The organism is Xenorhabdus beddingii (assembly GCF_002127545.1).
Taxonomy (GTDB): Bacteria; Pseudomonadota; Gammaproteobacteria; order Enterobacterales; family Enterobacteriaceae; genus Xenorhabdus; species Xenorhabdus beddingii.
In genome coordinates this window covers 1-24,866 of the sequence record NZ_MUBK01000019.1, presented here as the reverse complement: position 1 = coordinate 24,866, position 24,866 = coordinate 1, and the positions used below count along the sequence as shown (strand labels likewise).

Annotated in this window: 24 protein-coding genes and 1 pseudogene; 13 read left to right on the top strand and 12 right to left on the bottom strand. The window is 42.5% G+C overall.

Annotated features, from left to right (window positions below; translation table 11 throughout):
• Window positions 1–45 precede the first annotated feature (45 nt).
• The 13 genes from pbpC to der all read left to right on the top strand — a co-directional run bounded on the left by pbpC (window position 46) and on the right by der (window position 13,656).
• Window positions 46–2,394, top strand: a complete 2,349-nt coding sequence (pbpC, locus tag Xbed_RS11935; RefSeq protein WP_086113145.1) for a peptidoglycan glycosyltransferase PbpC — start codon at window positions 46–48, stop codon at window positions 2,392–2,394.
• Window positions 2,395–2,578: 184 nt separating this feature from the next.
• A complete protein-coding gene (locus Xbed_RS11930) occupies window positions 2,579–3,142 on the top strand; it encodes a DUF2975 domain-containing protein (RefSeq protein WP_086113144.1) in 564 nt (187 codons plus the stop codon).
• Between the two features lie 20 nt (window positions 3,143–3,162).
• Entirely contained in the window at window positions 3,163–3,357 is a 195-nt protein-coding gene (locus tag Xbed_RS11925; protein WP_208612237.1) for a helix-turn-helix domain-containing protein, read from the top strand.
• Window positions 3,358–3,409: 52 nt separating this feature from the next.
• Window positions 3,410–3,751 (top strand): hypothetical protein, encoded by a 342-nt coding sequence (locus Xbed_RS20200; protein WP_244182485.1) that lies wholly within the window; start codon window positions 3,410–3,412, stop codon window positions 3,749–3,751.
• Window positions 3,752–4,045: 294 nt separating this feature from the next.
• On the top strand, window positions 4,046–4,474 hold the full coding sequence (gene ndk / locus Xbed_RS11915; RefSeq protein ID WP_047962960.1) for a nucleoside-diphosphate kinase: 429 nt from the start codon (window positions 4,046–4,048) through the stop codon (window positions 4,472–4,474).
• Between the two features lie 229 nt (window positions 4,475–4,703).
• Window positions 4,704–5,882, top strand: coding sequence for a dual-specificity RNA methyltransferase RlmN (gene rlmN, locus Xbed_RS11905; protein ID WP_086113142.1), 1,179 nt, complete (start codon window positions 4,704–4,706; stop codon window positions 5,880–5,882).
• A 140-nt stretch (window positions 5,883–6,022) separates the two neighbouring features.
• Entirely contained in the window at window positions 6,023–6,373 is a 351-nt protein-coding gene (locus Xbed_RS11900) for a tetratricopeptide repeat protein (protein WP_244182484.1), read from the top strand.
• Between the two features lie 110 nt (window positions 6,374–6,483).
• Entirely contained in the window at window positions 6,484–7,497 is a 1,014-nt protein-coding gene (rodZ, locus tag Xbed_RS11895) for a cytoskeleton protein RodZ (RefSeq protein ID WP_086113140.1), read from the top strand.
• Between the two features lie 166 nt (window positions 7,498–7,663).
• Window positions 7,664–8,785 carry a flavodoxin-dependent (E)-4-hydroxy-3-methylbut-2-enyl-diphosphate synthase gene (gene ispG, locus Xbed_RS11890; protein WP_086113139.1) on the top strand — a complete coding sequence of 374 codons (1,122 nt, stop codon included), beginning with the start codon at window positions 7,664–7,666 and terminating at the stop codon, window positions 8,783–8,785.
• Window positions 8,786–8,894: 109 nt separating this feature from the next.
• Window positions 8,895–10,172 (top strand): histidine--tRNA ligase, encoded by a 1,278-nt coding sequence (gene hisS / locus Xbed_RS11885; RefSeq protein WP_086113138.1) that lies wholly within the window; start codon window positions 8,895–8,897, stop codon window positions 10,170–10,172.
• Between the two features lie 9 nt (window positions 10,173–10,181).
• Window positions 10,182–10,802: a YfgM family protein gene (locus tag Xbed_RS11880; protein ID WP_086113137.1), complete on the top strand. Its 621-nt coding sequence runs from the start codon at window positions 10,182–10,184 to the stop codon at window positions 10,800–10,802.
• A gap of 15 nt (window positions 10,803–10,817) precedes the next feature.
• Window positions 10,818–11,990: an outer membrane protein assembly factor BamB gene (gene bamB, locus Xbed_RS11875; protein ID WP_086113136.1), complete on the top strand. Its 1,173-nt coding sequence runs from the start codon at window positions 10,818–10,820 to the stop codon at window positions 11,988–11,990.
• Between the two features lie 175 nt (window positions 11,991–12,165).
• Complete coding sequence (gene der / locus Xbed_RS11870; RefSeq protein WP_086113135.1) at window positions 12,166–13,656, top strand: ribosome biogenesis GTPase Der; 1,491 nt, start codon at window positions 12,166–12,168, stop codon at window positions 13,654–13,656.
• 160 nt (window positions 13,657–13,816) lie between these two features.
• Here the strand turns inward: der and Xbed_RS11865 are convergent, their stop codons facing one another.
• The 12 genes and pseudogenes from Xbed_RS11865 to Xbed_RS11810 form a co-directional block, all read right to left on the bottom strand.
• Window positions 13,817–14,026 (bottom strand): protealysin propeptide domain-containing protein, encoded by a 210-nt coding sequence (locus Xbed_RS11865; RefSeq protein WP_086113134.1) that lies wholly within the window; start codon window positions 14,024–14,026, stop codon window positions 13,817–13,819.
• A 265-nt stretch (window positions 14,027–14,291) separates the two neighbouring features.
• A complete protein-coding gene (locus tag Xbed_RS11860; protein ID WP_086113133.1) occupies window positions 14,292–15,350 on the bottom strand; it encodes a M4 family metallopeptidase in 1,059 nt (352 codons plus the stop codon).
• A gap of 232 nt (window positions 15,351–15,582) precedes the next feature.
• Window positions 15,583–16,644, bottom strand: coding sequence for a M4 family metallopeptidase (locus Xbed_RS11855; protein ID WP_086113132.1), 1,062 nt, complete (start codon window positions 16,642–16,644; stop codon window positions 15,583–15,585).
• Window positions 16,645–16,904: 260 nt separating this feature from the next.
• On the bottom strand, window positions 16,905–17,813 hold the full coding sequence (gene hemF / locus Xbed_RS11850) for an oxygen-dependent coproporphyrinogen oxidase (RefSeq protein WP_086113131.1): 909 nt from the start codon (window positions 17,811–17,813) through the stop codon (window positions 16,905–16,907).
• 333 nt (window positions 17,814–18,146) lie between these two features.
• The gene (locus tag Xbed_RS11845) at window positions 18,147–18,404 is read right to left on the bottom strand and encodes a helix-turn-helix domain-containing protein (protein ID WP_086113130.1); all 258 of its coding nucleotides are present in this window, start codon (window positions 18,402–18,404) and stop codon (window positions 18,147–18,149) included.
• 525 nt (window positions 18,405–18,929) lie between these two features.
• The gene (locus Xbed_RS11840) at window positions 18,930–20,726 is read right to left on the bottom strand and encodes a hypothetical protein (RefSeq protein WP_086113129.1); all 1,797 of its coding nucleotides are present in this window, start codon (window positions 20,724–20,726) and stop codon (window positions 18,930–18,932) included.
• Between the two features lie 761 nt (window positions 20,727–21,487).
• The gene (locus tag Xbed_RS11835; RefSeq protein ID WP_086113128.1) at window positions 21,488–23,149 is read right to left on the bottom strand and encodes a terminase large subunit; all 1,662 of its coding nucleotides are present in this window, start codon (window positions 23,147–23,149) and stop codon (window positions 21,488–21,490) included.
• Complete coding sequence (locus Xbed_RS11830) at window positions 23,146–23,499, bottom strand: phage terminase small subunit P27 family (RefSeq protein ID WP_086113127.1); 354 nt, start codon at window positions 23,497–23,499, stop codon at window positions 23,146–23,148. Before Xbed_RS11830 ends, Xbed_RS11835 begins: the two co-directional genes overlap by 4 nt.
• 119 nt (window positions 23,500–23,618) lie before the next feature.
• The gene (locus Xbed_RS11825; protein ID WP_086113126.1) at window positions 23,619–24,056 is read right to left on the bottom strand and encodes an HNH endonuclease; all 438 of its coding nucleotides are present in this window, start codon (window positions 24,054–24,056) and stop codon (window positions 23,619–23,621) included.
• Complete coding sequence (locus Xbed_RS11820) at window positions 24,056–24,358, bottom strand: head-tail connector protein (protein WP_086113125.1); 303 nt, start codon at window positions 24,356–24,358, stop codon at window positions 24,056–24,058. The genes Xbed_RS11825 and Xbed_RS11820 overlap by 1 nt, the downstream gene beginning before the upstream one ends.
• On the bottom strand, window positions 24,351–24,689 hold the full coding sequence (locus Xbed_RS11815) for a phage head closure protein (RefSeq protein ID WP_086113124.1): 339 nt from the start codon (window positions 24,687–24,689) through the stop codon (window positions 24,351–24,353). The genes Xbed_RS11820 and Xbed_RS11815 overlap by 8 nt, the downstream gene beginning before the upstream one ends.
• Window positions 24,686–24,866: pseudogene (locus Xbed_RS11810) on the bottom strand (phage portal protein); the annotation flags it as partial. The gene Xbed_RS11815 and the pseudogene Xbed_RS11810, both read right to left, overlap by 4 nt.

Sequence of the window (24,866 nt, the reverse complement as noted above, 5' to 3'; positions counted from 1 at the left end):
TTTCGGATACCGTTTTTCGGTGACAGGTTTTTGGATACCGGTTTAATGAGAAAATTATCCTCCCGCATTTATCTGCTAATTTTGACAATGATTCTGACTATTTTGTTGGTGCCCCCCGCCGCAATGTGGCTGGCAGATAAAATTTGGCCGTTACCGATACATAACGTCAAAATGGCGCGTGTCGTGGTGGGGGCTGATGGCTCACCGTTGTGGCGTTTTGCTGACAGCGAGGGAATTTGGCGTTATCCCGTCACCTTAGATCAAGTTTCTCCTGAATATCTTCAGGCATTGTTGACTTACGAAGACCGTTGGTTTTACAAACACCCGGGTATCAATCCTGTCTCCTTGTTGAGAGCGGCATGGCAGGATATTCGGGCAGGAAAAATCGTATCGGGAGGCAGTACTATTTCGATGCAGGTTGCCCGATTGATTGATCCACATCCACGCACTTTCACTGGGAAATTCAAACAAATTTGGCGCACCCTACAACTGGAATGGCATTATTCAAAAGATGAAATTTTGACGATGTATCTGAACCGTGCGCCATTTGGTGGCACATTGCAGGGCATTGGAGCGGCGAGTTGGGCTTATTTGGGCAAATCACCGTCAGAGCTTTCGTCTGGTGAAGCTGCGTTATTGGCGGTATTGCCACAAGCGCCCAGCCGATTGCGGCCAGATCGCTACCCAGAACGGGCACAGGCCGCTCGTGACAAGGTATTGCAGCGATTGGAGCAATATAACGTCTGGTCAGCGGAAAAAGTGGCTGATATCAGGGAAGAAAATGTGTGGCTGGCTCCGCGCCAGTCGCCGCACCTTGCGCCGTTGCTGGCAAGGCGAATGGTTAATGAACATCAGCAGGAAGTGATTCAGACGACGATTGATACCCGTTTACAGCGCCAACTGGAAGATATGGTGTTTAACTGGAAATATCAATTGGCGGCCAAAACATCAATGGGTGTTTTGGTTGTTGATCACACGGATATGTCTGTCAAAGCCTATATTGGTTCTGTCGATTTTCAGGATAACAGCCGTTTTGGGCATGTGGATATGATAAGTGCGTGGCGTTCACCAGGCTCCACACTGAAACCCTTTTTATATGCCATGGCGTTGGATGATGGATTAATTCATGGTGAGTCTTTGTTGCAGGATGTACCTCGCCGTTTTAATGATTACCGGCCGGGTAATTTTGACAGTGGTTTTAATGGGCCAGTGAGTGCCAGTGAAGCATTGGTCAGATCATTGAATCTACCTGCGGTACAGCTTCTTGAATCCTATGGTGCCAAACGGTTTACCGCTAACTTGCGCAATGTTGGCATGAGATTGCATTTCCCATTAGGCAGTGAACCGAACTTATCCCTTATCTTGGGGGGAACTTCCGCCCGTATGGATGAATTAGTTGCAGCCTACAGTGCTTTTGCCCGTCAGGGAAATGCCTCCCCATTGCGTTTTACACCAGAACAAAAAGTCAGGGACAGGCGGCTGTTCTCTGCGGGGGCGGCTTGGATCGTCAGAAGGATCATGGCAGGAGAGGGACGCCCTCAACCAGATAGTGTTTTACCCGCAGAAGTCCCGCTGGCATGGAAAACCGGCACAAGCTATGGTTATCGTGATGCCTGGGCGATTGGTCTGAATGCCCGCTATACCATAGGGGTTTGGGTTGGCAGGCCAGATGGAACGCCGGTTGTCGGCCAATTTGGTTATGCCACGGCGATCCCTGTCATGAATCAAATCAACGGCTTGTTGATGGAAAGTTTACGCTATAGCCCAAAGCACCCCCTTATTGACCCACGACCCGCCAGCGTCAGTCAGGCCACTATTTGTTGGCCTGGTGGAACGGCCTTTTCCCAAGAACACGTTGGCAAAGAAAACAATAATTGTCGCCAGCGTCGCTTGAGCTGGATTTTGGATAATACGGTTCCTCCCACACTGTCTGCTATTGGGCAGGAAGGGCTTTCAGGGATCAACGAACGAATATGGTTGGATAAAAAGGGTATGCGTGTTGCTCCTGACTGCGCTGATGCCCGGCCAGAGACCGTGATTTTGTGGCCAATCGCACTGGAAGCATGGTTACCCGCCAAAGAGCGACGCGCAAATCGGCTCCCCCCCATTAATCACCAATGTCCGCCGATGAAAGTGGATGAGATACCACTCTTGATTGTTGGGGTGCGTGAAGGTGATGTGCTGAAACGCATTCCGGGTCAAAAAGACGTGGACTTACGAATCACAACCCAAGGAGGTAGTGGTAAGCAATGGTGGTTTTTAAATGGTGAACAGGTTGCAGTAACAGAAAAGAATCAGTCATGGCTTAAGACATTATCGCAACCGGGAAAATATCAGCTTAGTGTTTTGGACTTGAGCGGACAAATCAGTTCGATCAATTTTGTATTGAAGTAATTTATCTGTCAGTTTTGGCAGCCTACCTTAGATATCATTTTCATTAAAAACATGGTGTTAGCCATGTTTTTTTGTTTATTCACATAACGTGCGCATCTTTCACTTAATGTTTTGCAGTAAAAAATTATTGTTTTACGTTAATTCTTGTCTATTATTAGATCTAAATTAACAACGGGACATCCGCATGAAGCATACAGCAAACCCCACACGTACAGCGACACTCAGTTTAGTCATGTCTAAATTATCGTTGTTGCTTATCATCATTGTGATAGCAATTAATATTTTCAGTTGGCTGGAGCCAAAGTTAGTTTTGGAAAAATATGGGTTAGGATTTGCGTTGACTGAGAGAATATTGTCCCATCTTTATCGTGATAATTTTAGTGCATGGAAATTAGCCGGGGGAATATTGATATCGACGATCCCTTTATTATCGCTGAGTGGTAGTTTTTGGGCTTTTCATCGATTATTCGGTAATTACAAAAAAGGCGATTATTTTTCCAAGCGTACCGTTAAATATTTGGAATATGCAGGTTGGGGGGTAATTGCATGGAGTATTTTAGATATTCTTTGTCAGCCCCTGTTAACACTATGGTTAACAATGGGAGCGCCAGTCGGTGAGCGTTTAATCTCATTGAGCATTACTGCGGGTCATTTTGTCGCTATTTTCATTTCAGTTTGCCTGGCTATCATTTCGCGTATCCTTTATCAAGCATGTGATATATACGATGAAAATCAGAGCATTATATAGGAGATACCGTGGCAATTCTTATGAATCTGGATGTGATTATGGCGAAACGAAAGGTGAAATCCAAAGAGTTAGCACAGGCTATTGGTATTACTGAACAGAATCTTTCCTTACTAAAGACAGGAAAAATTAAGGGAATTCGATTTTCTACTCTGAATGCGATTTGCCAATATTTGGATTGCCAGCCTGGGGATATATTGGAGTTTAAAGATGATTAATCAGTGATTAAATTGTGCTAGTTATTAATTCAACGTAAACAGTGAGGAAAGAATGAAAAATTTTTCATACGTTTTGCTGCTGGGCGCATTTTATATACCCACTTCGTTTGCTGATACATCAGCAACAGGCAATAGTCAAAAAACAGCTCATCAACAAATAGCAGTGCAAGGATCTTCTCATCAGGGAGCATTGAGAAAGTGTACAGACTTATTACCGGCCGGTCATAAATATACCATTAGTATTGTGGGTACATCGGATAAAACGACGCAAAATGCCAAGGGAGAGTTTACAGGCAAATTTGAAGTCTCTGATGAAACTAAACAAACCTTAAACCAGAAAAGAGCCAAAGAGGTCAAACCTTTTATTCAATGTGTTACAGAGACCGTTTTATAATTGATATTGGGTTTAAAATGCAAATTCAATGATCTTGGTCAGAATGCCTGTTTGGGATTTAATCATCTGAACAGGTATTCTGAGTTAAAATGTGATTCATGCTAAAAAATGATAATTTTCGCTAAGAAAGTTTTAATGAAATGTTATGTTTTTTGTAGGCAAGCAGAAACTCTCCTCCTATAATCAACGCCTATTTTTGTTCCTGTGTGATACAGGGTCGATTTGCCCCTCCGTTTTATCCGGGGCATAAAAATTAAAATGAATCATCGCTGAAAGTGCCAAAGAGGTTATCCAATGACAATTGAACGTACTTTTTCCATTATTAAACCCAATGCAGTAAAGAAAGATGTTATCGGTTCTATTTATGCTCGTTTTGAAAGCGCAGGGTTTAAAATCATCGCGGCCAAAATGCTGCATTTGACTCGTGAACAAGCGGAAGGTTTTTATGCTGAACACAAAGGCCGCCCTTTCTTTGATGGTCTGGTGGAGTTCATGACCTCTGGCCCAATTATGGTACAGGTTCTGGAAGGTGAAAATGCCGTTCAACGCCACCGTGATCTGATGGGAGCCACTAACCCTGATAACGCGCTGGCGGGTACGCTGCGTGCAGACTATGCTGACAGCTTTACTGAAAATGCTGTCCACGGTTCAGACTCCATTGAATCTGCGAACCGTGAAATCGCGTATTTTTTCAGTGATGATGAGATCTTCCCTCGTCACTGAACTTCAGTTACCCGTAGCATCTAAACAGTAAAGTTTGTACAATGGCGCGCTCCGCTGATTTGATTCAGTGGGGCGTTTATTATTTTATTTCAATGTCTATTTGATATTTCTGGAATTCGATATTGCCAGCAATAGAATGTCCATTGAATTGGCAGTCACCGCATGAAAACTTAGTGCTGACATGAAATCAGCACAGAGCCGAAAGTGTAACAACGAGGCGATGTAAAAAATGTCCCAACTTAATGAAACCGTATCACCTTCAACCTCCGTCGTATCTGTCACGCCTGAAAAGAAAAACGGCAAAATCAACCTGTTCGACCTAAACCGTAAACAAATGCGTCAATTCTTTGTCGATATGGGCGAAAAACCTTTTCGTGCCGATCAGGTCATGAAATGGATGTACCATTATTGCTATGACGACTTTGAGCAGATGACAGATATTAACAAAGTGCTCAGGGCTAAATTGCAACAAGTCGCTGAAATCAAAGCGCCGGAAGTTGCAGAAGAACAACGTTCTTCTGATGGCACCATCAAATGGGCAATTACTGTTGGTGATCAACAGGTTGAAACGGTTTATATCCCAGAAGATGACCGCGCAACATTATGCGTATCATCTCAGGTGGGATGTGCTTTAGAGTGTAAATTCTGTTCTACGGCCCAGCAGGGTTTTAACCGTAACCTGCGGGTATCTGAAATTATTGGTCAGGTTTGGCGTGCCGCCAAGATTATTGGTTCACTGAAATCCAGTGGTCGCCGTCCTATTACCAACGTCGTGATGATGGGAATGGGTGAACCCTTGCTCAATTTGAATAATGTCGTGCCTGCAATGGAAATCATGATGGATGATTTCGGTTTTGGTCTGTCAAAACGTCGGGTGACATTATCAACATCTGGCGTTGTTCCGGCATTGGATAAACTGGGTGATATGATTGACGTTGCATTGGCAATTTCTTTACATGCGCCTACTGATGATGTCCGTGATGAAATTGTGCCGATTAACCGCAAATACAACATTGAAGAGTTTTTGGCAGGGGTACGCCGTTATCTGTCAAAATCTAATGCAAATCAGGGGCGTGTCACGGTCGAATATGTGATGCTTGATCACGTTAATGACAGTGTTGAACAGGCTCACCAGTTAGCGGAATGTCTGAAAGATACGCCAAGCAAAATCAACCTGATCCCTTGGAACCCGTTCCCGGGAGCACCTTATGGCCGCAGCTCTAACAGTCGAATCGACCGTTTTTCCAAAGTTCTGATGGGGTATGGTTTTACAACCATCGTGCGTAAAACGAGAGGGGACGACATTGATGCTGCATGTGGACAGCTTGCCGGTGAAGTCATTGATAGAACAAAGCGGACGCTAAAAAAACGTCTGGCAGGTGAACCTATTCAGGTAAAAACAGTCTAATTTTCTGTTTAATATCGATTAATGGCTAAAAATTTGGCGAAGTTTAACATATTCTGATAAATGAAAATGGTATGATACGGAAATCAATAATTTGGTCTATAGTTTGTTTTGGCTTGTTAGTGGGTTGCGCGGAACAATCGGTGCATCGTGCTCATCAGGTCGTCGCCATCGATACACGATTACAGCTAGGGAAGGCTTATTTGGTGGAACGGAATTTACCGGCCGCCAAATATCACTTTCAGAAAGTTTTGCTGGCGGAGCCCCATCATCCAGAGGCTCATTTAGGTATGGCTCTGCATGAGCAATATGCCGGGCGAGCGGAAACCGCCAACCAGCATTATAGAATAGCCATGCAGCGGGCGGTAGGACGTGATACTGTAATACATTATTATTATGCTTTTCTCTGTGAACAAAAGCGATATGAAGAAGCTAATCAATTGATCACAGAAAATAAGGAAAGCACCACAAACCGTTATAGCTGTGATAGATAATAGATGATTTTCTGCGTGTAACGCAGTTTGAGATGATTTCGCTGCACAAATTAGTTAGATCTAATTTGCGTAAATTCTTTAACCCAGAACAGTACCAGTGTCCTTAGCTAATGAAGACTGAAACTTACCCAGAAGAAGCCAATCTGACAATAGGTCAGATTCTGCGCCAGGCTCGTGAAAAAATTGAGCTTTCTCAGCAAACTGTGGCAGATCGCTTGTGTCTTAAACTGTCCACTGTTCGTGATATTGAAGAAGATAATATTCCATCAAATATTACACCGACATTCTTTCGTGGATATATTCGTGCTTACGCAAAATTGGTTCAGGTGCCTGAATCTGATATTTTAAGCATGTTGGATAAGCACATGCCTGCCAAAGCCATGAAAGTTTCTCCCATGCAAAGTTTTTCATCGGGAAAGAAACGCAAGAAGCGTGATGGTTGGTTAATGAAGGTAACATGGGTTATCATCATTCTGCTGTTGGGCATGACTGTCCTATGGTGGTGGCAGAATTACAAGACGCAACAAAAAGAATTGTCTTCAATGGCCGCGCAGTCTGGCGTTCAAAATGTTCAAGCACAAGATGCTGAAAATGATTCAGGTGTTTCAAGCCCAGCCACGGATAATGCATCCGCATTCCTTAAAGAAAATCAACCTGTAGCGGCGTCAGAGCAGGCAAATGGCACGGGAACCGAAAATAGTGTTCCAGGCAGCAATGCCAGTGCGCCGGTCTCCACGGCAACAGGGCCAAAATCAGCCTCTTTGTCAGCCAATCAACCTGCAACCAATCAACCTGAAACCAATGCGACTTCAGAAAATACCGCCACGGCCAATTCCGTTGTCAGTACATCATCAGCCGACGTCAATAATATTAGCGCTGTAAGCAGTAATGCGTTGGTGATGGACTTTAAGGGAAGATGTTGGTTAGAAGTCAAAGACGCCAAAGGTAAGGTGCTGTTCAATGGTATGAAAAACAAAGGTGATCATCTAAAACTTTCTGGTGAATTGCCTTATTCATTGAACATTGGTGTGCCTGCTGTGGTTAAGGTTCAGTTTCAGGGGAAACCGGTGGATTTGAGTGCCTTTATTAAGAAAGGGGTGGCTGCCAAACTGACCCTGAAATAAACTCATCAACCGGATTTTTGGCAAATTTATCTTGGGAAGGATTTGGGCGAACATTGAATAAGCATTCATGTTCGCCTGTGTGTATTATTTACCACAGCATAATTCACCACAGCATAGTTGTAATTTTTATAAACAAAATACAGGGATGTAGGGGAGTAATGTAAAAATGCATAATGAATCACCGATAAAAAGACGCAAATCCACACGTATTTATGTCGGTCAGGTGCCCATAGGGGATGGCGCACCCATCGCGGTGCAATCAATGACTAATGCACGAACAACTGATGTTGAGGCTACGGTCAATCAAATTAAGGCATTAGAGCGGGTTGGCGTTGATATCGTTCGTGTTTCCGTTCCAACCATGGATGCGGCTGAAGCGTTCAAATCCATCAAACAGAAGGTCAATGTCCCCCTTGTTGCTGATATTCATTTCGATTACCGCATTGCATTGAAGGTAGCCGAATATGGTGTTGACTGCCTACGCATTAATCCCGGCAATATTGGTAATGAGGAGCGTATCCGTCAGGTTGTCGATTGCGCTCGTCACCATAACATTCCCATTCGCATCGGGGTCAATGGCGGGTCGCTGGAAAAAGATCTACAGGAAAAATATGGCGAACCGACACCAGAAGCGCTGGTTGAATCAGCGATGCGTCATGTGGACATCCTTGATCGTCTTAATTTTGACCAATTCAAAGTGAGTGTGAAAGCCTCCGATGTTTTCTTGGCGGTTGGCGCTTATCGCTTATTGGCGCAAAAAATTGATCAACCGCTACATCTGGGCATTACCGAAGCCGGTGGAGCCCGTGCAGGCGCGGTGAAGTCCTCAATTGGCCTTGGCATTTTGTTGTCTGAAGGAATTGGTGACACGTTGCGTATCTCTTTAGCCGCCGACCCGGTGGAAGAAGTTAAAGTCGGTTTCGACATGCTGAAGGCGTTGCGCATCCGTTCGAGAGGCATTAACTTCATTGCCTGTCCGACTTGCTCGCGTCAGGAATTTGATGTTATCGGTACGGTTAATGCGCTTGAACAGCGTCTTGAAGATTTAATCACACCAATGGATGTTTCTATCATTGGTTGCGTTGTGAATGGCCCGGGAGAAGCTGAAGTTTCAACGCTTGGCGTCACGGGTGCGAAAACGAAAAGTGGCTTTTATGAAGATGGCATTCGTCAGAGAGAACGTCTTGATAATAAAGACCTGATTGATCAGCTCGAAGCGAAGATCCGGGCGAAAGCTACGATCCTTGATGCGAATAATCGGATTAATATCAGTCAGCTTGATGAGTAATATGCCGAATGCTGGCGCATGTTATCATGTGCCGGCGATGCTCTTTGTCTTGGCATTCATTCGCTTTTATAATCGACGCCATTGTATAAATATTAATAAGAGATAAAACGTGACAAAAAATATCCCAGCTATTCGTGGCATGAACGACTGTCTTCCCGCTGAAACAGCCATCTGGCAACGAGTTGAATCTACGGTTAAGCGTGTGCTGTCAGGTTATGGTTTCAGCGAAATCCGGACACCGATTGTAGAGCAGACCCCGTTATTTAAACGTGCCATTGGGGAAGTGACCGATGTTGTCGAAAAAGAGATGTATACTTTTGATGACCGCAACGGGGAAAGCCTGACCCTGCGCCCGGAAAATACCGCAGGATGTGTCCGTGCCGGTATTCAGCATGGTCTGCTGTACAATCAGGAACAGCGTTTATGGTATATCGGGCCAATGTTCCGTTATGAACGTCCACAGAAAGGCCGTTACCGCCAATTCCATCAATTGGGTGCAGAAGTATTTGGTCTGCAAGGGCCGGATATTGATGCGGAAGTCATTTTAATGACAGCACGTTGGTGGCGTGAATTGGGTATTGCTGACCATGTTACGCTTGAATTGAATTCGATTGGTTCATTGGAAGCGCGTGCCAATTACCGTGAAGCACTGGTTGCGTTTCTTGAACAGCATAAAGAAAAGCTGGACGAAGACTGCCGGCGTCGTATGTATACCAATCCTTTGCGCGTGTTGGATTCCAAAAATCCTGAAATTCAGCAACTGCTTAATGATGCACCGGAACTGTTTGATTATCTTGATATCGAATCAAAAGAACATTTTGATGGCTTATGTCAGATACTGGATAAGGCGGGCATTAAATATCGCATCAATCAGCGTCTGGTTCGTGGTCTTGATTACTACAACCGTACTGTCTTTGAATGGGTAACATCGGCATTGGGCGCACAGGGAACCGTCTGTGCGGGTGGGCGTTACGACGGTCTGGTTGAGCAATTGGGTGGAAAAGCAACACCCGCAGTGGGTTTTGCAATGGGCATGGAGCGCATGGTTCTGTTGGTACAGGAAGTCAATCCTGACTTTGTTGCCGATTTGACGGTTGCCGATGTTTATCTCTCCTCCTTTGGTGAAGGTAGCCAACAGGCAGCCTTGATTCTGGCAGAAACAATCCGTGATCAACAACCAGAGTTACGCCTGATGACCAATCACGGCGGTGGTAACTTTAAAAAACAATTGGCCCGTGCGGGTAAGCATGGCGCTAAAGTTGCCTTGATCCTTGGAGAAGATGAAATTCAAGCGGGCAACATCACAGTAAAAGATTTACGTAACGGTGAACAAGAAACGTTGTCACAACAATCGGTTGCGGCACGTTTGAGCGAATTGTTAGGCTAAGGAGACTCTGTGCAAGTCTATTCCACTGAAACTGAACAAGTTGACGCGATAAAGCGTTTTTTTGCCACCAACGGTAAATACCTGGCTGTTGGTTTAGTTCTGGGCATTGGCGTGTTGGCTGGCTGGCGTTATTGGCAGACTCATCAAACAAACCAATTGCATGAAACAGCGGCTGCCTTTGAGAAAGTGAACGTATCGCTGACGTCGGGGTCGAAAGAAGGTGTTGCTGCCGCAGAAAAGTTCGCGAATGAAACGAATAATATCTATGGTTTCATGGCTGATCTGGAACTGGCACGACAGGCTATTGGGCAGAATCAATTGGCTCAGGCAGAGAAAAATTTGCTGTCAGCATCTGGCAAAACCAAAGATGAAGACATGCAAACTCTGTCTAACCTTCGCTTGGCCCGGGTTCAATTGGCGGAAGATAAACCCGATGCTGCATTGAAAACGTTAGAGTTGGTCAAGGGAAAAGGTTGGTTGGCTATTGCTGAGGATCTCCGTGGAGATATTCTGGCGAAAAAAGGGGATACTGCTGGCGCTCGTGCAGCATATTCCAAAGGGCTTGAATCTGATGGCCCTGAGACGATGAAAGATTTCATTAAAATTAAACTCAATAATTTATCCAACTAAGGGAGCCAACATCTAATGCAACTGCGAAAAACACTCTTGGTTGGGCTGGTTGCTTCTGTTCTGCTGGCGGGTTGTTCAAGCGAACAGGATACGGTAACAATGTCGCCGTTGCCGAAGGTTGAAAATCAATTCAGCCCCCGTGTTGTTTGGGATAAATCCGTTGGAAGCGGCGTTGGGCACTACTATTCTCACTTGTCACCCGCTTGGCAGGGTTCAACGGTTTATGTTGCTGACCGAAATGGGGTTGTCAAAGCGTTTGATATAGATAGCGGCAAAGAAGTGTGGGCAACGGATTTATCAGATAAAGCAGGTTTTCTGTCATCCCGCCTGCCAGCACTGCTTTCTGGCGGTCTGACTGTTTCTGGTGATCGCCTTTATGTTGGGACAGAAAAGGCAAAAGTCATCGCGTTGGATACAACAAGCGGTAAAGTTGAATGGGAATCAGCGGTTGCCGGTGAAGCATTATCGCGCCCTGTGGTGAGTGATGGTTTTGTCCTGATCCATACAGGCAATGGTATGTTGCAGGCGTTGAATGAAAGTGATGGTAGTGTCGCGTGGTCGGTTAATATGGATACGCCTTCATTGTCAGTTCGCGGTGAATCTGCCCCTGCCGTGGCTTATGGTGCAGCCGTTGTCGGTGGTGACAATGGTCGGGTCAGTGCGGTTATGCTTTCTCAAGGGCAACTCATTTGGCAGCAGCGCATTTCCCAGGTGACGGGAGCCACGGAAATTGACCGCCTGAATGACATTGATATGACTCCAGTCATTTCTGACAATATGATTTATGCCATTGCCTATAATGGCAATCTGGTCGCAATGGATATGCGTTCGGGTCAAATCATCTGGAAACGTGATTTGGGTTCGGTAAATGATATGGTTGTGACGGATGACAACATTTTCGTTGTTGATCAGGATGACCGGATTTTGTCCCTGCGCAAGAAAGATGGGGTGACATTATGGACGCAAAATGATCTTTTGCACCGTAACTTGACTGCACCGGAAATGTATAATGGCTATCTGGTTGTCGGAGATAGTGAAGGTTACTTACATTGGTTAAATATGGCTGATGGCAAATTTGTGGCTCAACATAAGGTTGATGGTTCCGGCCTATTGAGTCGCCCGGTTGTTGCCAGCGATAAACTGATGGTACAAGCGAAAGACGGGACAGTTTACTTGTATACCCGTTAATTCCAGAATGTGTTTTAGCGTTAGATGTAACGCTTATACACGAAATCATACGGCTCCTGTGCTGAAAGTAACAGGGGCCGTTTCGTCTTTTTAGTATCTTGTAGTGGTGGATCATATTGTTTGGATCACGTCCAGCAGGATATCGATTTAAATCTAGTCATGAGGCATCAAAAAAATGATACCTGTCGTTGCGCTGGTTGGGCGCCCCAATGTTGGAAAATCCACCTTATTTAACCGCTTAACCCGAACCAGAGATGCGCTGGTAGCGGATTTCCCTGGCTTAACCCGTGATCGTAAATATGGACGGGCAGAGGTTGAAGGACAGGAGTTCATTATCATTGATACCGGAGGTATCGATGGCACGGAAGATGGTGTAGAAACGCATATGGCTACGCAATCTTTGATGGCTATCGAAGAGGCGGATATTGTTCTATTCATGGTTGATGCCAGATCGGGATTAATGCCAGCGGATCATGCGATTGCCAAGCATCTGCGCAGCCGTGAGAAGGCAACCTTTTTGGTGGCAAACAAAACGGATGGCATTGATGTTGACATTGCCATTGCAGAATTCTACTCATTGGGATTAGGTGATGTTTATTCCATTGCCGCTTCTCATGGTCGTGGAGTGACACAGCTCATTGAACGTGTCTTGCTGCCTTTTTCTGATAAAGAAGAAACGGAAGAAGTTGAATTAACTGAAGAAGAGGCTAACGCAGCTTATTGGGCTGAGATGGAACAGGCCGAGCTGGATGCTACTGCTGAACAAGAAGAAGAGGCAGCATTTGATCTTGCCAGCTTACCTCTGAAACTTGCGATTGTTGGCCGGCCAAATGTGGGTAAATCCACATTAACCAACCGTATTCTGGGGGAAGAGCGTGTTGTCGTTTATGATATGCCCGGCACAACCCGTGACAGTATTTATATTCCCATGGAGCGTGATGGCCGTGAGTATATCCTGATTGATACTGCCGGCGTTCGTAAACGTGGTAAGGTAACCGAACCTGTTGAAAAGTTTTCCGTTATTAAAACACTCCAGGCCATTGAAGATGCTAATGTGGTGTTATTGGTCGTGGATGCTCGCGAAGGTATTTCTGATCAGGATCTCTCTTTACTGGGCTTTATTCTTAATAGTGGTCGTTCGCTGGTCATTGCCGTCAATAAATGGGATGGCATGAATCAGGAAGCCAGAGATCATGTTAAGGATATGCTGGATCTGCGTTTGGGCTTTGTCGATTTTGCCCGTGTTCATTTTATTTCTGCATTGCATGGCAGTGGTGTTGGCAATTTATTCGAGTCAATTCAGGAGGCTTATGAAAGTGCAACCCGTCGTGTTAACACGGCCTTACTGACCCGTATTATGCGCATGGCAGAAGATGATCACCAGCCGCCGATGATCCGGGGTCGTAGGGTTAAGATGAAATACGCTCATGCCGGGGGCTATAACCCGCCTATCGTAGTTATCCATGGTAATCAAGTTACAGGTTTATCCGACTCTTATAAGCGTTATTTGATGAATTACTTCCGTCGCTCTTTAAAAGTGATGGGAACACCTATTCGTATCCAGTTTAAAGAAGGGGCTAACCCTTACGCAGATAAGAAAAATACGTTAACGTCAACTCAGCTTCGTAAGCGTAAGCGCTTGATGGAACATTTGAAGAAACGTTAATTAAGTAAAAATAATGAAGAGAATAGAGGGCTATTTTTAGCCCTTTATTTGAATTATGGTAAACTCTTTATAATATTTTTGTAAATCTATGGGGGCATAGTTAACTATGTGGCTGGGTGAAGCCAACAAAGAGGCAACCTGAAGTATGACGGATATAAAACTAATTATCTTTGTTGGAGCAAGGCTGATTTTCCCTGGGTGTGTTTTTCATTAATTGGTTTTTCATTAATTGGTTTTTCATTAATTGATTTACATGGTTTAATGTTTTCAATATACATTCTTTATCGTCGTCAGAATCACAATTTTTTGCGATGCTTTCCAGTAAGTAAGGAGGGATTATATTTTGTTTTTCTATTTTATTGTTGCTCATAGCAATGCCCCATTTTATATTTTGTCACGTCTGACTATTTTTAGCTTAACTAAAAAATTATTCTAACAATAATAGTAGCTAAACTAACATTGTTAGTCACGACTAAAAATGTAAATTTTTATGGTGTAAGATTAATGAATGGAATAATTAAATTGGTGACGGGGAATAAATAAAAATTTATGGCTGAACGATGGGGTTTAAAAATAAAAAATATGTATAATCAATGCCTTCCCTAGCCTTGATTATCAGAGAAGTATTCTTATCCTCAAAGTAAAATCCCGACTTGTTTCCAGGAGTGAGCGACAATAGCTGAAATTTTTTTACCAAATAATTTTTCTGCATTGTCAACAGATAATGTTGCGAAATCATCGAAACTTGCTTTATGAGATAAGCGTTTGTCTAGCAATGTTGCGTACCAAATCTTTCCTGCCTGTTCCCATGAATAGCCTCCCAACTCAATTGCCAACAAATAGAATGCCTTATTGGGGATGCCAGAATACTTGTGGACGCCTCCATGGTCATCCCGAACGGACAAGTCTTGATATTGCTTCATGTGGCCGATTTGATTATCTTTGGGATTCGCATTTCCGGGGTTTTTGAATGAACGCAAAGCAATATTGGGGTCATTATCTGGATTAAGTGCGGAGCCAAATATCCCCTGACCGATCAACCAATCAGATTCACTTGCCTGTTGATTGTTTGCATACTGTTTCACCATAATTCCGAATACATCTGAAATGGATTCATTTAACGCGCCGGATTGGTAGGCATAATCAAGGTTTGCTTCACTTTCCGTGACGCCATGAGTAAGCTCGTGGGCCGTGATATCAATGCAGGAAGTAAAGCGGTTAAAATAGGGAGCATAACCATCACCAAAAACCATTTGGTTATTATCCCAAAATGCATTCATATAATTTTTCTGATAATGAACGGTAGCAACTAAATTAAGACCTTGGTTATCAATCGAATTTCGTCCAAAAATTTTTTTATAAAATTCATATATCTTACCAATGTGATTATAGGCATCATTGGCGGATATATCGCTGCTTATGATTATTTTTTCATCTAAAATTAATGTATTTCCTGGATACTGGTCGTCATGTTTTGCATCATAAATTTTTCGGCTTAATTTATTATAATGCCCTGGTTGGTATTGGGGAGTGGTAATATCCATTTCAGCAGAGTTATACATTAGATTGTAAACATGATCTAATGTTTTTAATATATACGCTTTATCACTTTGACCACAAATTTTAACGACATATTCCAATAGATAAGGTGAAATTATACCCGATTTGTTTAATTTAGTTTGATGGTTGCGCATAATAATACCCCGCTTTTTAGATGTTTTATGTATTTTAATTCCCTGGGTTCTTAATAAAGTATTAATCTAAATGGTGGTATCCGCTACTGATAGGAAGGTTTTTTGTTGGGCTTTATAATATTAATGTGTAAATATAATAAAGGATTGTCCTTAATCCTTTATTGTTTTTTTTAGGTTTATCTATATGTTACTATTTTTAACATCAATTAATAGTGTATTAATATTGGTTTAATTAATCCTTGGAAAGAAGGATGCCAACTTCTTTCCAACAATGACTTACAATGTTCGAAATTTCCTTATTGAACAATTTTTCAGCATTTGCAACGGTCAGTTTGGCGAAATCATCAAAATTTGCATCTGCATATAAGTGTTCGTCCAATAACGTTTCGTACCATATTTTCCCCGCCCGCTCCCAGCTATATCCTCCCAATGCTATCGCTACCAGATAAAATGCTCTGTTGGGAATGCCGGAATATATATGAACCCCTCCATTGTCTATGGTGAAAGGAAGTTCTTCATATTGATCCATATGCCCAACTTGCTTATCTCCGGAAAAGGCTTTTCCTGGATGAATGAAACTGCGTAAGGCAATATCAGGCTTATTCTCCGGATTAAATTTGGGACCTAATAAACCTTGCCCTAACAACCAATCGGATTCACTGGCTTTTTGATTATTGGCATATTGTTTTACCATAATACCAAACACATCAGCGATGGATTCATTGAGTGCACCAGATTGGTAGAGATAATAAAGATCAGCTTCACTTTCAATGACACCATGAGTTAACTCATGAGCTATGATATCAATGGCAGAAGTAAAGCGGTTGAAAAACTTTCCATCTCCATCACCAAATATCATTTGTCTTTTAGACCAAAATGCATTCAAATAGTTGTCACCATAATGTACAGTGGCGATTAATTTTAGCCCCTTGTTATCCATCGAATGACGGCCAAAAATATTTTTATAGAATTCATAAGTCTTTCCGAGATGTTCATAGGCTTCATTAACAGCAATATCAGCGTCTTCAGACATGCCTTCACTTCGAGACAATTTCTCTCCTGGAAACTGTTCTTGGTTTTTAGCATCATAAATTGAGCGATATAATTTATCATCTGCGCCTATTTCATCTTCCTGATGAAGAATATTTTCCTCAATGGGGTAGCTCATTAAATGATAAACATGATCCAATGTTTTTGCCACATATTGGTTAGTGCATTCATCATAATCGTCTGATATTTGCTCCAAAACAAATGGAGGAATTAGACTATATTTATTAATTTGATTATTGTTCATGATAATACCCCATTTTTTTGTTAGATGTTGTGTTTATTTTTTCGGGCCCGGATTGAATACTAGCTTTAATTAAAGGGGGAGTCATTAGGGGGAATGTTGATTTTTTATGGCAGGGTATTACCAATGAAAAACAATCAATGATTTTATCAGTGTTCTGATATTTATCTGATTTTTTGCAAATGAGGATGTTAGCAAATGAGGGTTTTAGCAATAGGTAAACAGGAATACAGAAGTGATTTATATATTCCTGTTTTGAATTATCAAACCCAATCTTTTTTTATCAGAAAGACGGTATATAGTTCAGATTCTGGCGAATTAGGTTCTGGAGTATAACCATATTCCCAGCGTACTAAAGGTGGCATGGACATTAATATTGACTCCGTTCTTCCACCACTTTGCAGGCCAAAGAGCGTTCCCCTATCCCAAACTAAATTGAATTCGACATAACGGCTTCGGCGATATAATTGAAATTGCCTCTCACGATCACCCCAAGCTATATCTTTTCTTCGCTCTACAATGGGCAAATAAGCCGGCAGGAATCCCTGACCCACAGATTGTGTAAAGTTAAAGCAAGTCTCAAAATCAGGGGTATTTAAATCGTCGTAAAACAGACCTCCAATACCACGGGGTTCATTTCGGTGTTTTATAAAAAAGTAATCATCACACCATTCTTTATATTTTGGATAAATATCATGACCAAACGGTTGGCATAAAGTTTTGGCAACACGATGCCAGTGGATAGCATCTTCTGCAAAACCATAATAAGGCGTGAGATCAAAACCACCGCCAAACCACCATAACGGGGATTCTCCTTCTTTTTCAGCAATAAAAAAGCGTACATTCGCATGGCTGGTTGGGACATAAGGATTCAGCGGATGGATAACGAGGGAAACCCCCATCGCTTGATAGCTACGACCTGCTAATTCCGGGCGATGGGCGGTGGCAGAAGCCGGCATTGATTGCCCCATAACGTGGGAAAAGTTTACGCCAGCCTGTTCAAAAACGCTGCCGGCGGTTAACACACGACTGCGCCCACCACCTCCTTCTTCCCGTTGCCAGCAGTCTTCGATGAATGTTGAGTGACCATCAATTTGCTCCAGTTGATTGCAGATTTGATCCTGTAATGAGAGGAAAAAATCTTTAACTTGAGATATATTAGGTATATTCATGATTTAAACATAACCATTTGATATTAAATAAATAATTCTCATTTTTCAACGAGATTGTTTTTGTTTGTTTATATAAATATTTATACATAGAATGCTGAACGAACCTATAAACAAAACATAAGATAAGAACAATGTGAAAGAAAAGAAAGAATAAGAGTGAATTTGGGATCAATAAAAAGAGGTCAGTATGCTAAACGCTCCGACCTTGTGAAGAAGGTGTGGTGCATTTCGTCAAAAGCTATTGAGGTGGTAATTACGAATGTTACTGCTAGTGAGAAGATACCCCGTTACGGCTATCTTCCCGGCGATTTTCAAATTGTGGATTGGCTATTTTTACGACTTATTGCGAGCCTTACGCTCAATGAGTTGACCGTTCATATCAAAATAGCGACTAGGCCAGATTTCAGAGGGATGTATTTTGAGATAATTAGCAATTATCCATTCGCCTTTAGGCCAAGGCCGACTGAGAGTATTTGCTAATGTTGATGAGCTAAGTCCCGCTTCACGGGAGACAGCCGCTAAGGTAGTACCACGCTTACGTAATGCAGCAATAATGTCGGCTTGATGCCAGTCATTTCTAACGTTATTCATTCCTGCTACCCCTTCCATTAATTGAGAAAATTGATGGTGGCGATTCAAGCAAGGTTCGCATTACCGGGCTAAGATTCCGGTGAGGCCGAAGCCTCCCCTGCCTGAATCACCATTGAAAGGGTGAACGAGGTCACTGGTAGAAACATCCTACCAGTGTTCTTAGCTCAGGGATGCGAAGCCCTGACCACTGGATTTTGCCAGTGGCGGAGCTACTTTAACTGATTGGTTTATCGGACTCAATAAGCGAACCAGTATAAACGCTTAACTTTTTACGTTATATGCTGTCCAGATGAGATCTGATACCCTTGCTACTCTGAGTTCAAGCAAATATGACAGTTGGCTTTGTGCCAGATATAGAACTGGTCGCACTTATGCAGCATGTCCTGCCTAGAACAGTAAAAATGTGTCTGTTGAACTAATAGCGATTCATATGGCTTGATATGACGCAGCAATACTGACAGTTTCACGAAACTGTATTAAAGTTGTATGAGAGGACGACGGGAGTAATCCCGCATCCTATTCGATTTAGAATAAATTGATATTTTCGTCCTTACGAAGCGTAGATATTACTTTTTTTATCCCCCACGCTAGTAAACTTAAAAATAAAGCACCAATTCCACCCAATATAAGAGTGTTATCACTAGAAGATTCCCATAATGTTTTATTTTCACGGAGTCTATTCCTATAAAATAGATTAGCCTTGCCGGCCACAACTAAGTTATTATTTGATGATGTGCTAGCATAAATATTACTCCCCATTATCATCAAGTTATCCATTTCATTTGATTCTATACTCTTCCCATTCAAGGATAACTTATCAAAATTATGAAGAAGGATTCCACTTATATATCCATTCTTAAAATATTCACTAAATAAATCATGTTCCATTATATCTTTACTTAAGATATGTAATAATTTACCTTTTATTTCAATACGACTGCTATCATCATTGATAGGTGTATAAAACTCATTTTTAGCATCAGGTTCTATCTTGATAAGAAGGCCAATGTAAATTGCATCATTTACTTTTAAGTCCAACTGGTTATTTAAACTATCTAAAGATGCAATTTTACATTCTATAGGGATGTTTTTTTTGCTTGAACGTAGTCTTTCTGTTTCAATATTTAAGGTTTTTTGGATGCCATTAATAAATAATGTAAAATTAGTATTTTTCTTGATTTGATTTTTATTATATTCAACAACTGGAATGGTAATATATAGGCTTGCTTCAGAGTCTGATGGGAAATATGAAAGAGTACCATCATTAGTCTTATTAATGTTATATCCATTCTTTTTATTATTATTTACGGAAAACATATTAACAATCTCATCAGTGCTTTTAATATACCCAGAGTTGTCATTTATATGAACAGTAGAAAAAGATTCTGAATATTTGAGAGTAAAGTTCTTCACATCATTAAAAATCAATGGATTAGAATGCGAAACATTACTATTTAGACCATCAAAACAATTAAGAAGAAAATAAATCCTAACTTTGTATGATTCATCTTTTTTAAAACGAGATTGAATCATTCCAATATCCCCATAAACCTGGATCTCTTTTTTTATTTTTATAGGACTGCCTAGCATTGAAAAAAATTCTTTATTTCTATTGGTTTTATTAATGTCAGTTTGAATATTTTTTTTATCTATGAAGTAGCTACCAGAAAAATATTGTGAAGTTGACACAGAGAAATCAACATTTGTAGGTCTATAAAAAAAGCAAATCACATAATAACTAACTGTCAATATAACAAAGCAAGTTAATATATAGCAAATATAACTCGCCACATGGCGAAAAATGATACTTACGTTGTTTAAATTTAAAAAAACACGCTTAATATAAAATAGAAAAATAACAAAAGTGGAAATAATTGGTGATCCAATTGTGTTCGCAATTATACATTCAACTATAGATTTAATTGATAATGCATTATTTACAAGAAGGAAAGTTATATCTGTAGCTGTCAGCATAAAAACAGAACTAATTATACAAACAACAAATATTTGGACTGTTGACTGAAAAAACAAAGAGGACAGGACTATAAAAAACACAGCTACATAATTATAATTATTTGCCAATGAATATGTTTTCAATATATATTGATTGAGCGTCGGTATTTTTGCTATAGCATCTTCAAACGCGCTACCATAAAGTGTTGAGCTATCGCTACTAATAAATTTGAATAAATAATATTGTGCTTCCGAACCAACGGAAGTTAATGTCCAAATACATAGAAAAATAAAACAAAAATCTAAATAAGATGTTTTCCTTCTTAAGTTGATTCTAATCATTCTCAAAAAATTTAGTATTATAGTCATTTTAATCAAATTCCATTGCGTTATAAAATATTAATTTTTAGGTTTTTATTAAAAAATAAAAAACAATATATCATTATTTATTTTGCCTTTTATTATTTTCATGAAATTCTACACTTTATTTTAATAACTATGTTTTGTATTTAAAAGTCAAGTGAGAAAGATCATTTTTATCTCGCAGTAATTATATATCACTTTTGATGCAAAACAATGCTAAAATGTTTTTGTTTTTTACTATTTATGTCCTCTCAACCCAGTAACTGTACGGTTTCGGCCTAAATAGGTTTCCTAGTCAAAGTGTCTCATTATTATGAAAAGTTATTATTTCTCTTGTACATAAAATGAAGTGAAAGTGGAGTGTAGGTGATTCAGGGGATGGGGAGCAAACTTTCAATTGCTATAATCTAATCTTACTCATTATTGTTAAGTGTTTTAAAACATCGAAATATTAGTAGATTGCTTTAAGAGGACTAAATCCGGATTGTGTGATCTGGGCATTCTCCAGACCAAGCATAACTCTCAGCTGGACTGAGTAATGCCGAACATAACGTTAATCTTTTACCCAGAGTGATATCTGATGCAGAAAATAGTTCATAAAGTGCGAGTCATGACTATGATTGCATAATAACCACCACACTGTGCTGCTCCAGAGCTATACAGAACATTGCCAAATAAAGTAGCGACTAATCCAAAAAAGTGTGATATTTAACCTTCTGAGCATTTAATTTCCATACTATATAAGTATTAAAAAATCAATTAACTACCTAAATTCCATCAAAGTTATCCAGCCTCCGTTTCTGTTCATCATTGAGGTTGAAAGCAAAATCTTCATGCTCTACTTGCCATGTGCCAAAACTCATCAAAAACGCAATCGCAGGGTCTATTTTGTTCGCCGATTTCTTCTTGTTCGGCTTGATATTGGCGTTCGCATCGGTTTCCATCACCACATTGGACATTGCCCATGCGAGAACCGGATCGCTATTGTGACGAATAATCTTGCGGTTAACGAACACCTCGGCCGATTTCGCCACCGGGCTAAAACGCATATAGGTTTGCGGGAATGGCTCAACATCCAGCCCTGCGCCCTGTAGTTGGGTGCGTAGGTGCGTGGCGTTCCATGTGTCGAAGCCCACCAGTTTGATATCAAAGTGCTGGCTGTCGTTAAGAATGTCATCACGGATACGGTCATAATCAATGCAATCGCCTGTTGTGGTGCGTATCCAACCCGATTGTGCCCATTGACGATACACTGCCCGATTCTTGTTGGCAGGGTTCTGTAACTGGGCTTCCGGCAGGTAATGGCGGGTCAGTAGTAATAGCTCATTATCCACTGGGAATGTGTAACAAATGCTGGTGATATCGCCCGTTGAGGATAAATCCAGTCCGGCGTAACACTCCAGCCCTTTGAGGTCGTTTTCATCGTATTCTGTCTGGCAGGCTTTCCATGCGCCGTCACCCATCCACGGCGTTTCGCCCTGGCACCAGATATTAAAGCGTTTGGTAAGCATTTCTGTCCACTGCGAGGGAATACCGCGCGCTTTCTGGATAGTGTCATGCAAGGCGGCGCTGTCTACCGATATATTCAGGTTTGGATTGGCCTTTATCCAAAGCTGCTCATCATCAATCTCGTGCTCGTCGTCCAGTTCGTAGATCAGGGCAAACAGCGATTCATTTTGCTCTTCGCCCTCCAGTATCTGGCAACAATAATCATAGTGCTGTTTACAGGCGGAGATCACGTTACTGCCCGCTGTGGTGATGGCAAACAATATGCCTTCGGGACGTGCGCCCATGCCCAGTTCAAGAGCAGAGTACACGGCATTATCCGGGTGTAAATGGTACTCATCGACAATCGCCAGACTGGGGTTAGTCCCCTCAATCGTGGCGGCTTTGGCGGCCAGTGGCTTTAACAGGCTGTTACTCTTTGGATAGGTCACTTTGTGTTGCTGGATAGCGACCCGCTTTTTGAGTGGCTTGGAAAGCAGACACATCTGACGGGCATCATCAAATACAATACGCGCCTGATCACGGCTCACGGCGGCGGTGTAGATATCCTGCTGCCCGTTCTCCATCACAAGGAACCAGTTCGCCAGTATCGCGGCCACGGTGGACTTGGCATTTTTGCGTGGCACCTGAATGTAGGCACTGCGGTATTTTCGGCGTCCGGTTGTTTTGACTTTGAAGCCAAACAGATTCGCAAAGGCGAACTGCTGCCACGGTTCCAAGACTATAGGTTTGCCGCGTAGGTGCCCTTTGACATGTGGACAGTGACGGGAAAACGCAATAAATCGTGTCACCACCTCCGAATCAAACACATAAAGCGGGTTATTCAGATCGTTAAGGTAGCGTTTTACCGCCTGTTTTACCCGTTTACAGGCCGGAATGGTGCCGTTTTCGATATCAAAAGCGTACTGCTCCCATGCATTCATAAGCGGTCTAACTCGTCCTCTTCCTCGGTCTCTACCGGATTTTTGCGCCGTGAGACGGGGTCAAAACCCAATAACGAGGACATTTTTATCATGATTTTTTCGGCATCGGCTTTGGCGCTCAGTGACGGATTTCGGCTTTCACTGCCCTGACTGTTGACGATGCTAAAGCCCCGCATATCAAGGTCTGCCACCGCCTTTCGGTAAATGGCATAGTTGACACAATACAGCTCTAAGTTGTTCCAGTCGGCGGCGGTCAGATCTTCCCGTTCGCTTAAGGTTTTTGCCTTGGCTTTCCACTGGCTGGCGGCAATCTCATTCAGATACATCGGGGGTTTGGGTGCTCTTGCCATAATATTCTGTTTTCCTTGTGATTTTATTTTCAAAAAAAGTGCCGTGCATAAAAATTGGAGGAGGCGGCGGTTCCTTTTAGCAGGGCATTTGTCATTTTTGCTACCCCCACCCCCCTATTTCATTGGGTTATTATTCCGCAACTCACCAACCTTGCCGCTTCTGCTTCTTGCTTCCGATACTCACCGTTCTTGCGCTTCTGTTTGGTGATCGGGTCTGTCTGTACGGTCTTACGGTTATGGCAGGCGTGGCATAAAGATTGATGGTTGGATTCAGGCCAGAACAACACATCACTATCACCCTCTATCGGGATAATGTGATCCACAATGGTTGCGGGTGTGTAGCTGTTCTGCCTGAGACAATGCACACACAACGGATTCGCTTTGAGATACCTCAGCCTGTATCTGCCCCATCGGTTACTGTAGCCACGCTCGGTACGTGTGCCGCGTTGCTTATCCTGTTGTCGGCTGATTTCTCGTCTGTGCTGCTCACAGCGTCCTGACTTCACCCGCTGATTACAGCCCGGATAATTACAGCGTCTTAACGGTTGCCACGGCATCAATACACTCCCACATCACGATAAACAGACCACAATGATTTAATGGTGAACGGGATTTCTTTCAGTTCCTTATCAGCCACCATTGTCCGGTTCTCATACAGCAAGCCGATATAGAGTAAACAGCCCACCTTAATGGCGGGGGTAAAGGTCAAGCCTGCATCAAACCGCTTGCCAATATGTTGCTGGCAGACTTCCAATGCCGCATCAGCATAACCTTGAAGCAGGGCATCCTCTAAATCATTGCCCTCATCTATCCGGCAATGCTGCTTGATTTCACTCAGGGGGATTTCAATATCAGGCATATTTCACGCCTCCCTTGCAAAGTAGCTCTAGGTGAGTCCGTTTCGGATCGGGGATAACGGCAACGATGGCAAAAGCCTGACTGTGGGGACTATCACCCTGATAGATAATCCGGTGTGTGGTGGTGATATCGTTCCGGTAGCGCAACCAGATACGTACTGTGGCTTCGGAAAGCATCCGTCCGGAGGCCACCAGTTCCCGACCGCTGATAAATCTCACTTCTGCCCAGACGGTGGCAACGTCCACCCAATGCTTAACCATCGTGCCGTATTCACCACGGGTCGGTTCATTCTTTTGAATCATCACCCGATGCCGTAATTTGCCTGCCCTCATGCCTTGCCCTCCGGTTGTTGCTTGATTTCCACCGTTTGTTTCCATGCCTGACTGAATTCATCACCGCCCTCACGGGGGGATAATCCCTCCCGTTCACGGGCTTCATTCGGGCACATCACACCGGATTTAATCGCCGTCTCATAACTCTGGAAGCGTTCTTTCGGATTGGCACGCAGC

Bases quoted from the DNA above. Each gene is read 5' to 3' on its own strand.
- pbpC (WP_086113145.1), top strand. From the start codon at position 46: ATGAGAAAATTATCCTCCCGCATTTATCTGCTAATTTTGACAATGATT.
- Xbed_RS11930 (WP_086113144.1), top strand. From the start codon at position 2,579: ATGAAGCATACAGCAAACCCCACACGTACAGCGACACTCAGTTTAGTC.
- Xbed_RS11925 (WP_208612237.1), top strand. From the start codon at position 3,163: ATGAATCTGGATGTGATTATGGCGAAACGAAAGGTGAAATCCAAAGAG.
- Xbed_RS20200 (WP_244182485.1), top strand. From the start codon at position 3,410: ATGAAAAATTTTTCATACGTTTTGCTGCTGGGCGCATTTTATATACCC.
- ndk (WP_047962960.1), top strand. From the start codon at position 4,046: ATGACAATTGAACGTACTTTTTCCATTATTAAACCCAATGCAGTAAAG.
- rlmN (WP_086113142.1), top strand. From the start codon at position 4,704: ATGTCCCAACTTAATGAAACCGTATCACCTTCAACCTCCGTCGTATCT.
- rodZ (WP_086113140.1), top strand. From the start codon at position 6,484: ATGAAGACTGAAACTTACCCAGAAGAAGCCAATCTGACAATAGGTCAG.
- ispG (WP_086113139.1), top strand. From the start codon at position 7,664: ATGCATAATGAATCACCGATAAAAAGACGCAAATCCACACGTATTTAT.
- bamB (WP_086113136.1), top strand. From the start codon at position 10,818: ATGCAACTGCGAAAAACACTCTTGGTTGGGCTGGTTGCTTCTGTTCTG.
- der (WP_086113135.1), top strand. From the start codon at position 12,166: ATGATACCTGTCGTTGCGCTGGTTGGGCGCCCCAATGTTGGAAAATCC.
- Xbed_RS11865 (WP_086113134.1), bottom strand. From the start codon at position 14,026: ATGAGCAACAATAAAATAGAAAAACAAAATATAATCCCTCCTTACTTA.
- Xbed_RS11860 (WP_086113133.1), bottom strand. From the start codon at position 15,350: ATGCGCAACCATCAAACTAAATTAAACAAATCGGGTATAATTTCACCT.
- Xbed_RS11855 (WP_086113132.1), bottom strand. From the start codon at position 16,644: ATGAACAATAATCAAATTAATAAATATAGTCTAATTCCTCCATTTGTT.
- hemF (WP_086113131.1), bottom strand. From the start codon at position 17,813: ATGAATATACCTAATATATCTCAAGTTAAAGATTTTTTCCTCTCATTA.
- Xbed_RS11845 (WP_086113130.1), bottom strand. From the start codon at position 18,404: ATGAATAACGTTAGAAATGACTGGCATCAAGCCGACATTATTGCTGCA.
- Xbed_RS11840 (WP_086113129.1), bottom strand. From the start codon at position 20,726: ATGACTATAATACTAAATTTTTTGAGAATGATTAGAATCAACTTAAGA.
- Xbed_RS11835 (WP_086113128.1), bottom strand. From the start codon at position 23,149: ATGAATGCATGGGAGCAGTACGCTTTTGATATCGAAAACGGCACCATT.
- Xbed_RS11830 (WP_086113127.1), bottom strand. From the start codon at position 23,499: ATGGCAAGAGCACCCAAACCCCCGATGTATCTGAATGAGATTGCCGCC.
- Xbed_RS11825 (WP_086113126.1), bottom strand. From the start codon at position 24,056: ATGCCGTGGCAACCGTTAAGACGCTGTAATTATCCGGGCTGTAATCAG.
- Xbed_RS11820 (WP_086113125.1), bottom strand. From the start codon at position 24,358: ATGCCTGATATTGAAATCCCCCTGAGTGAAATCAAGCAGCATTGCCGG.
- Xbed_RS11815 (WP_086113124.1), bottom strand. From the start codon at position 24,689: ATGAGGGCAGGCAAATTACGGCATCGGGTGATGATTCAAAAGAATGAA.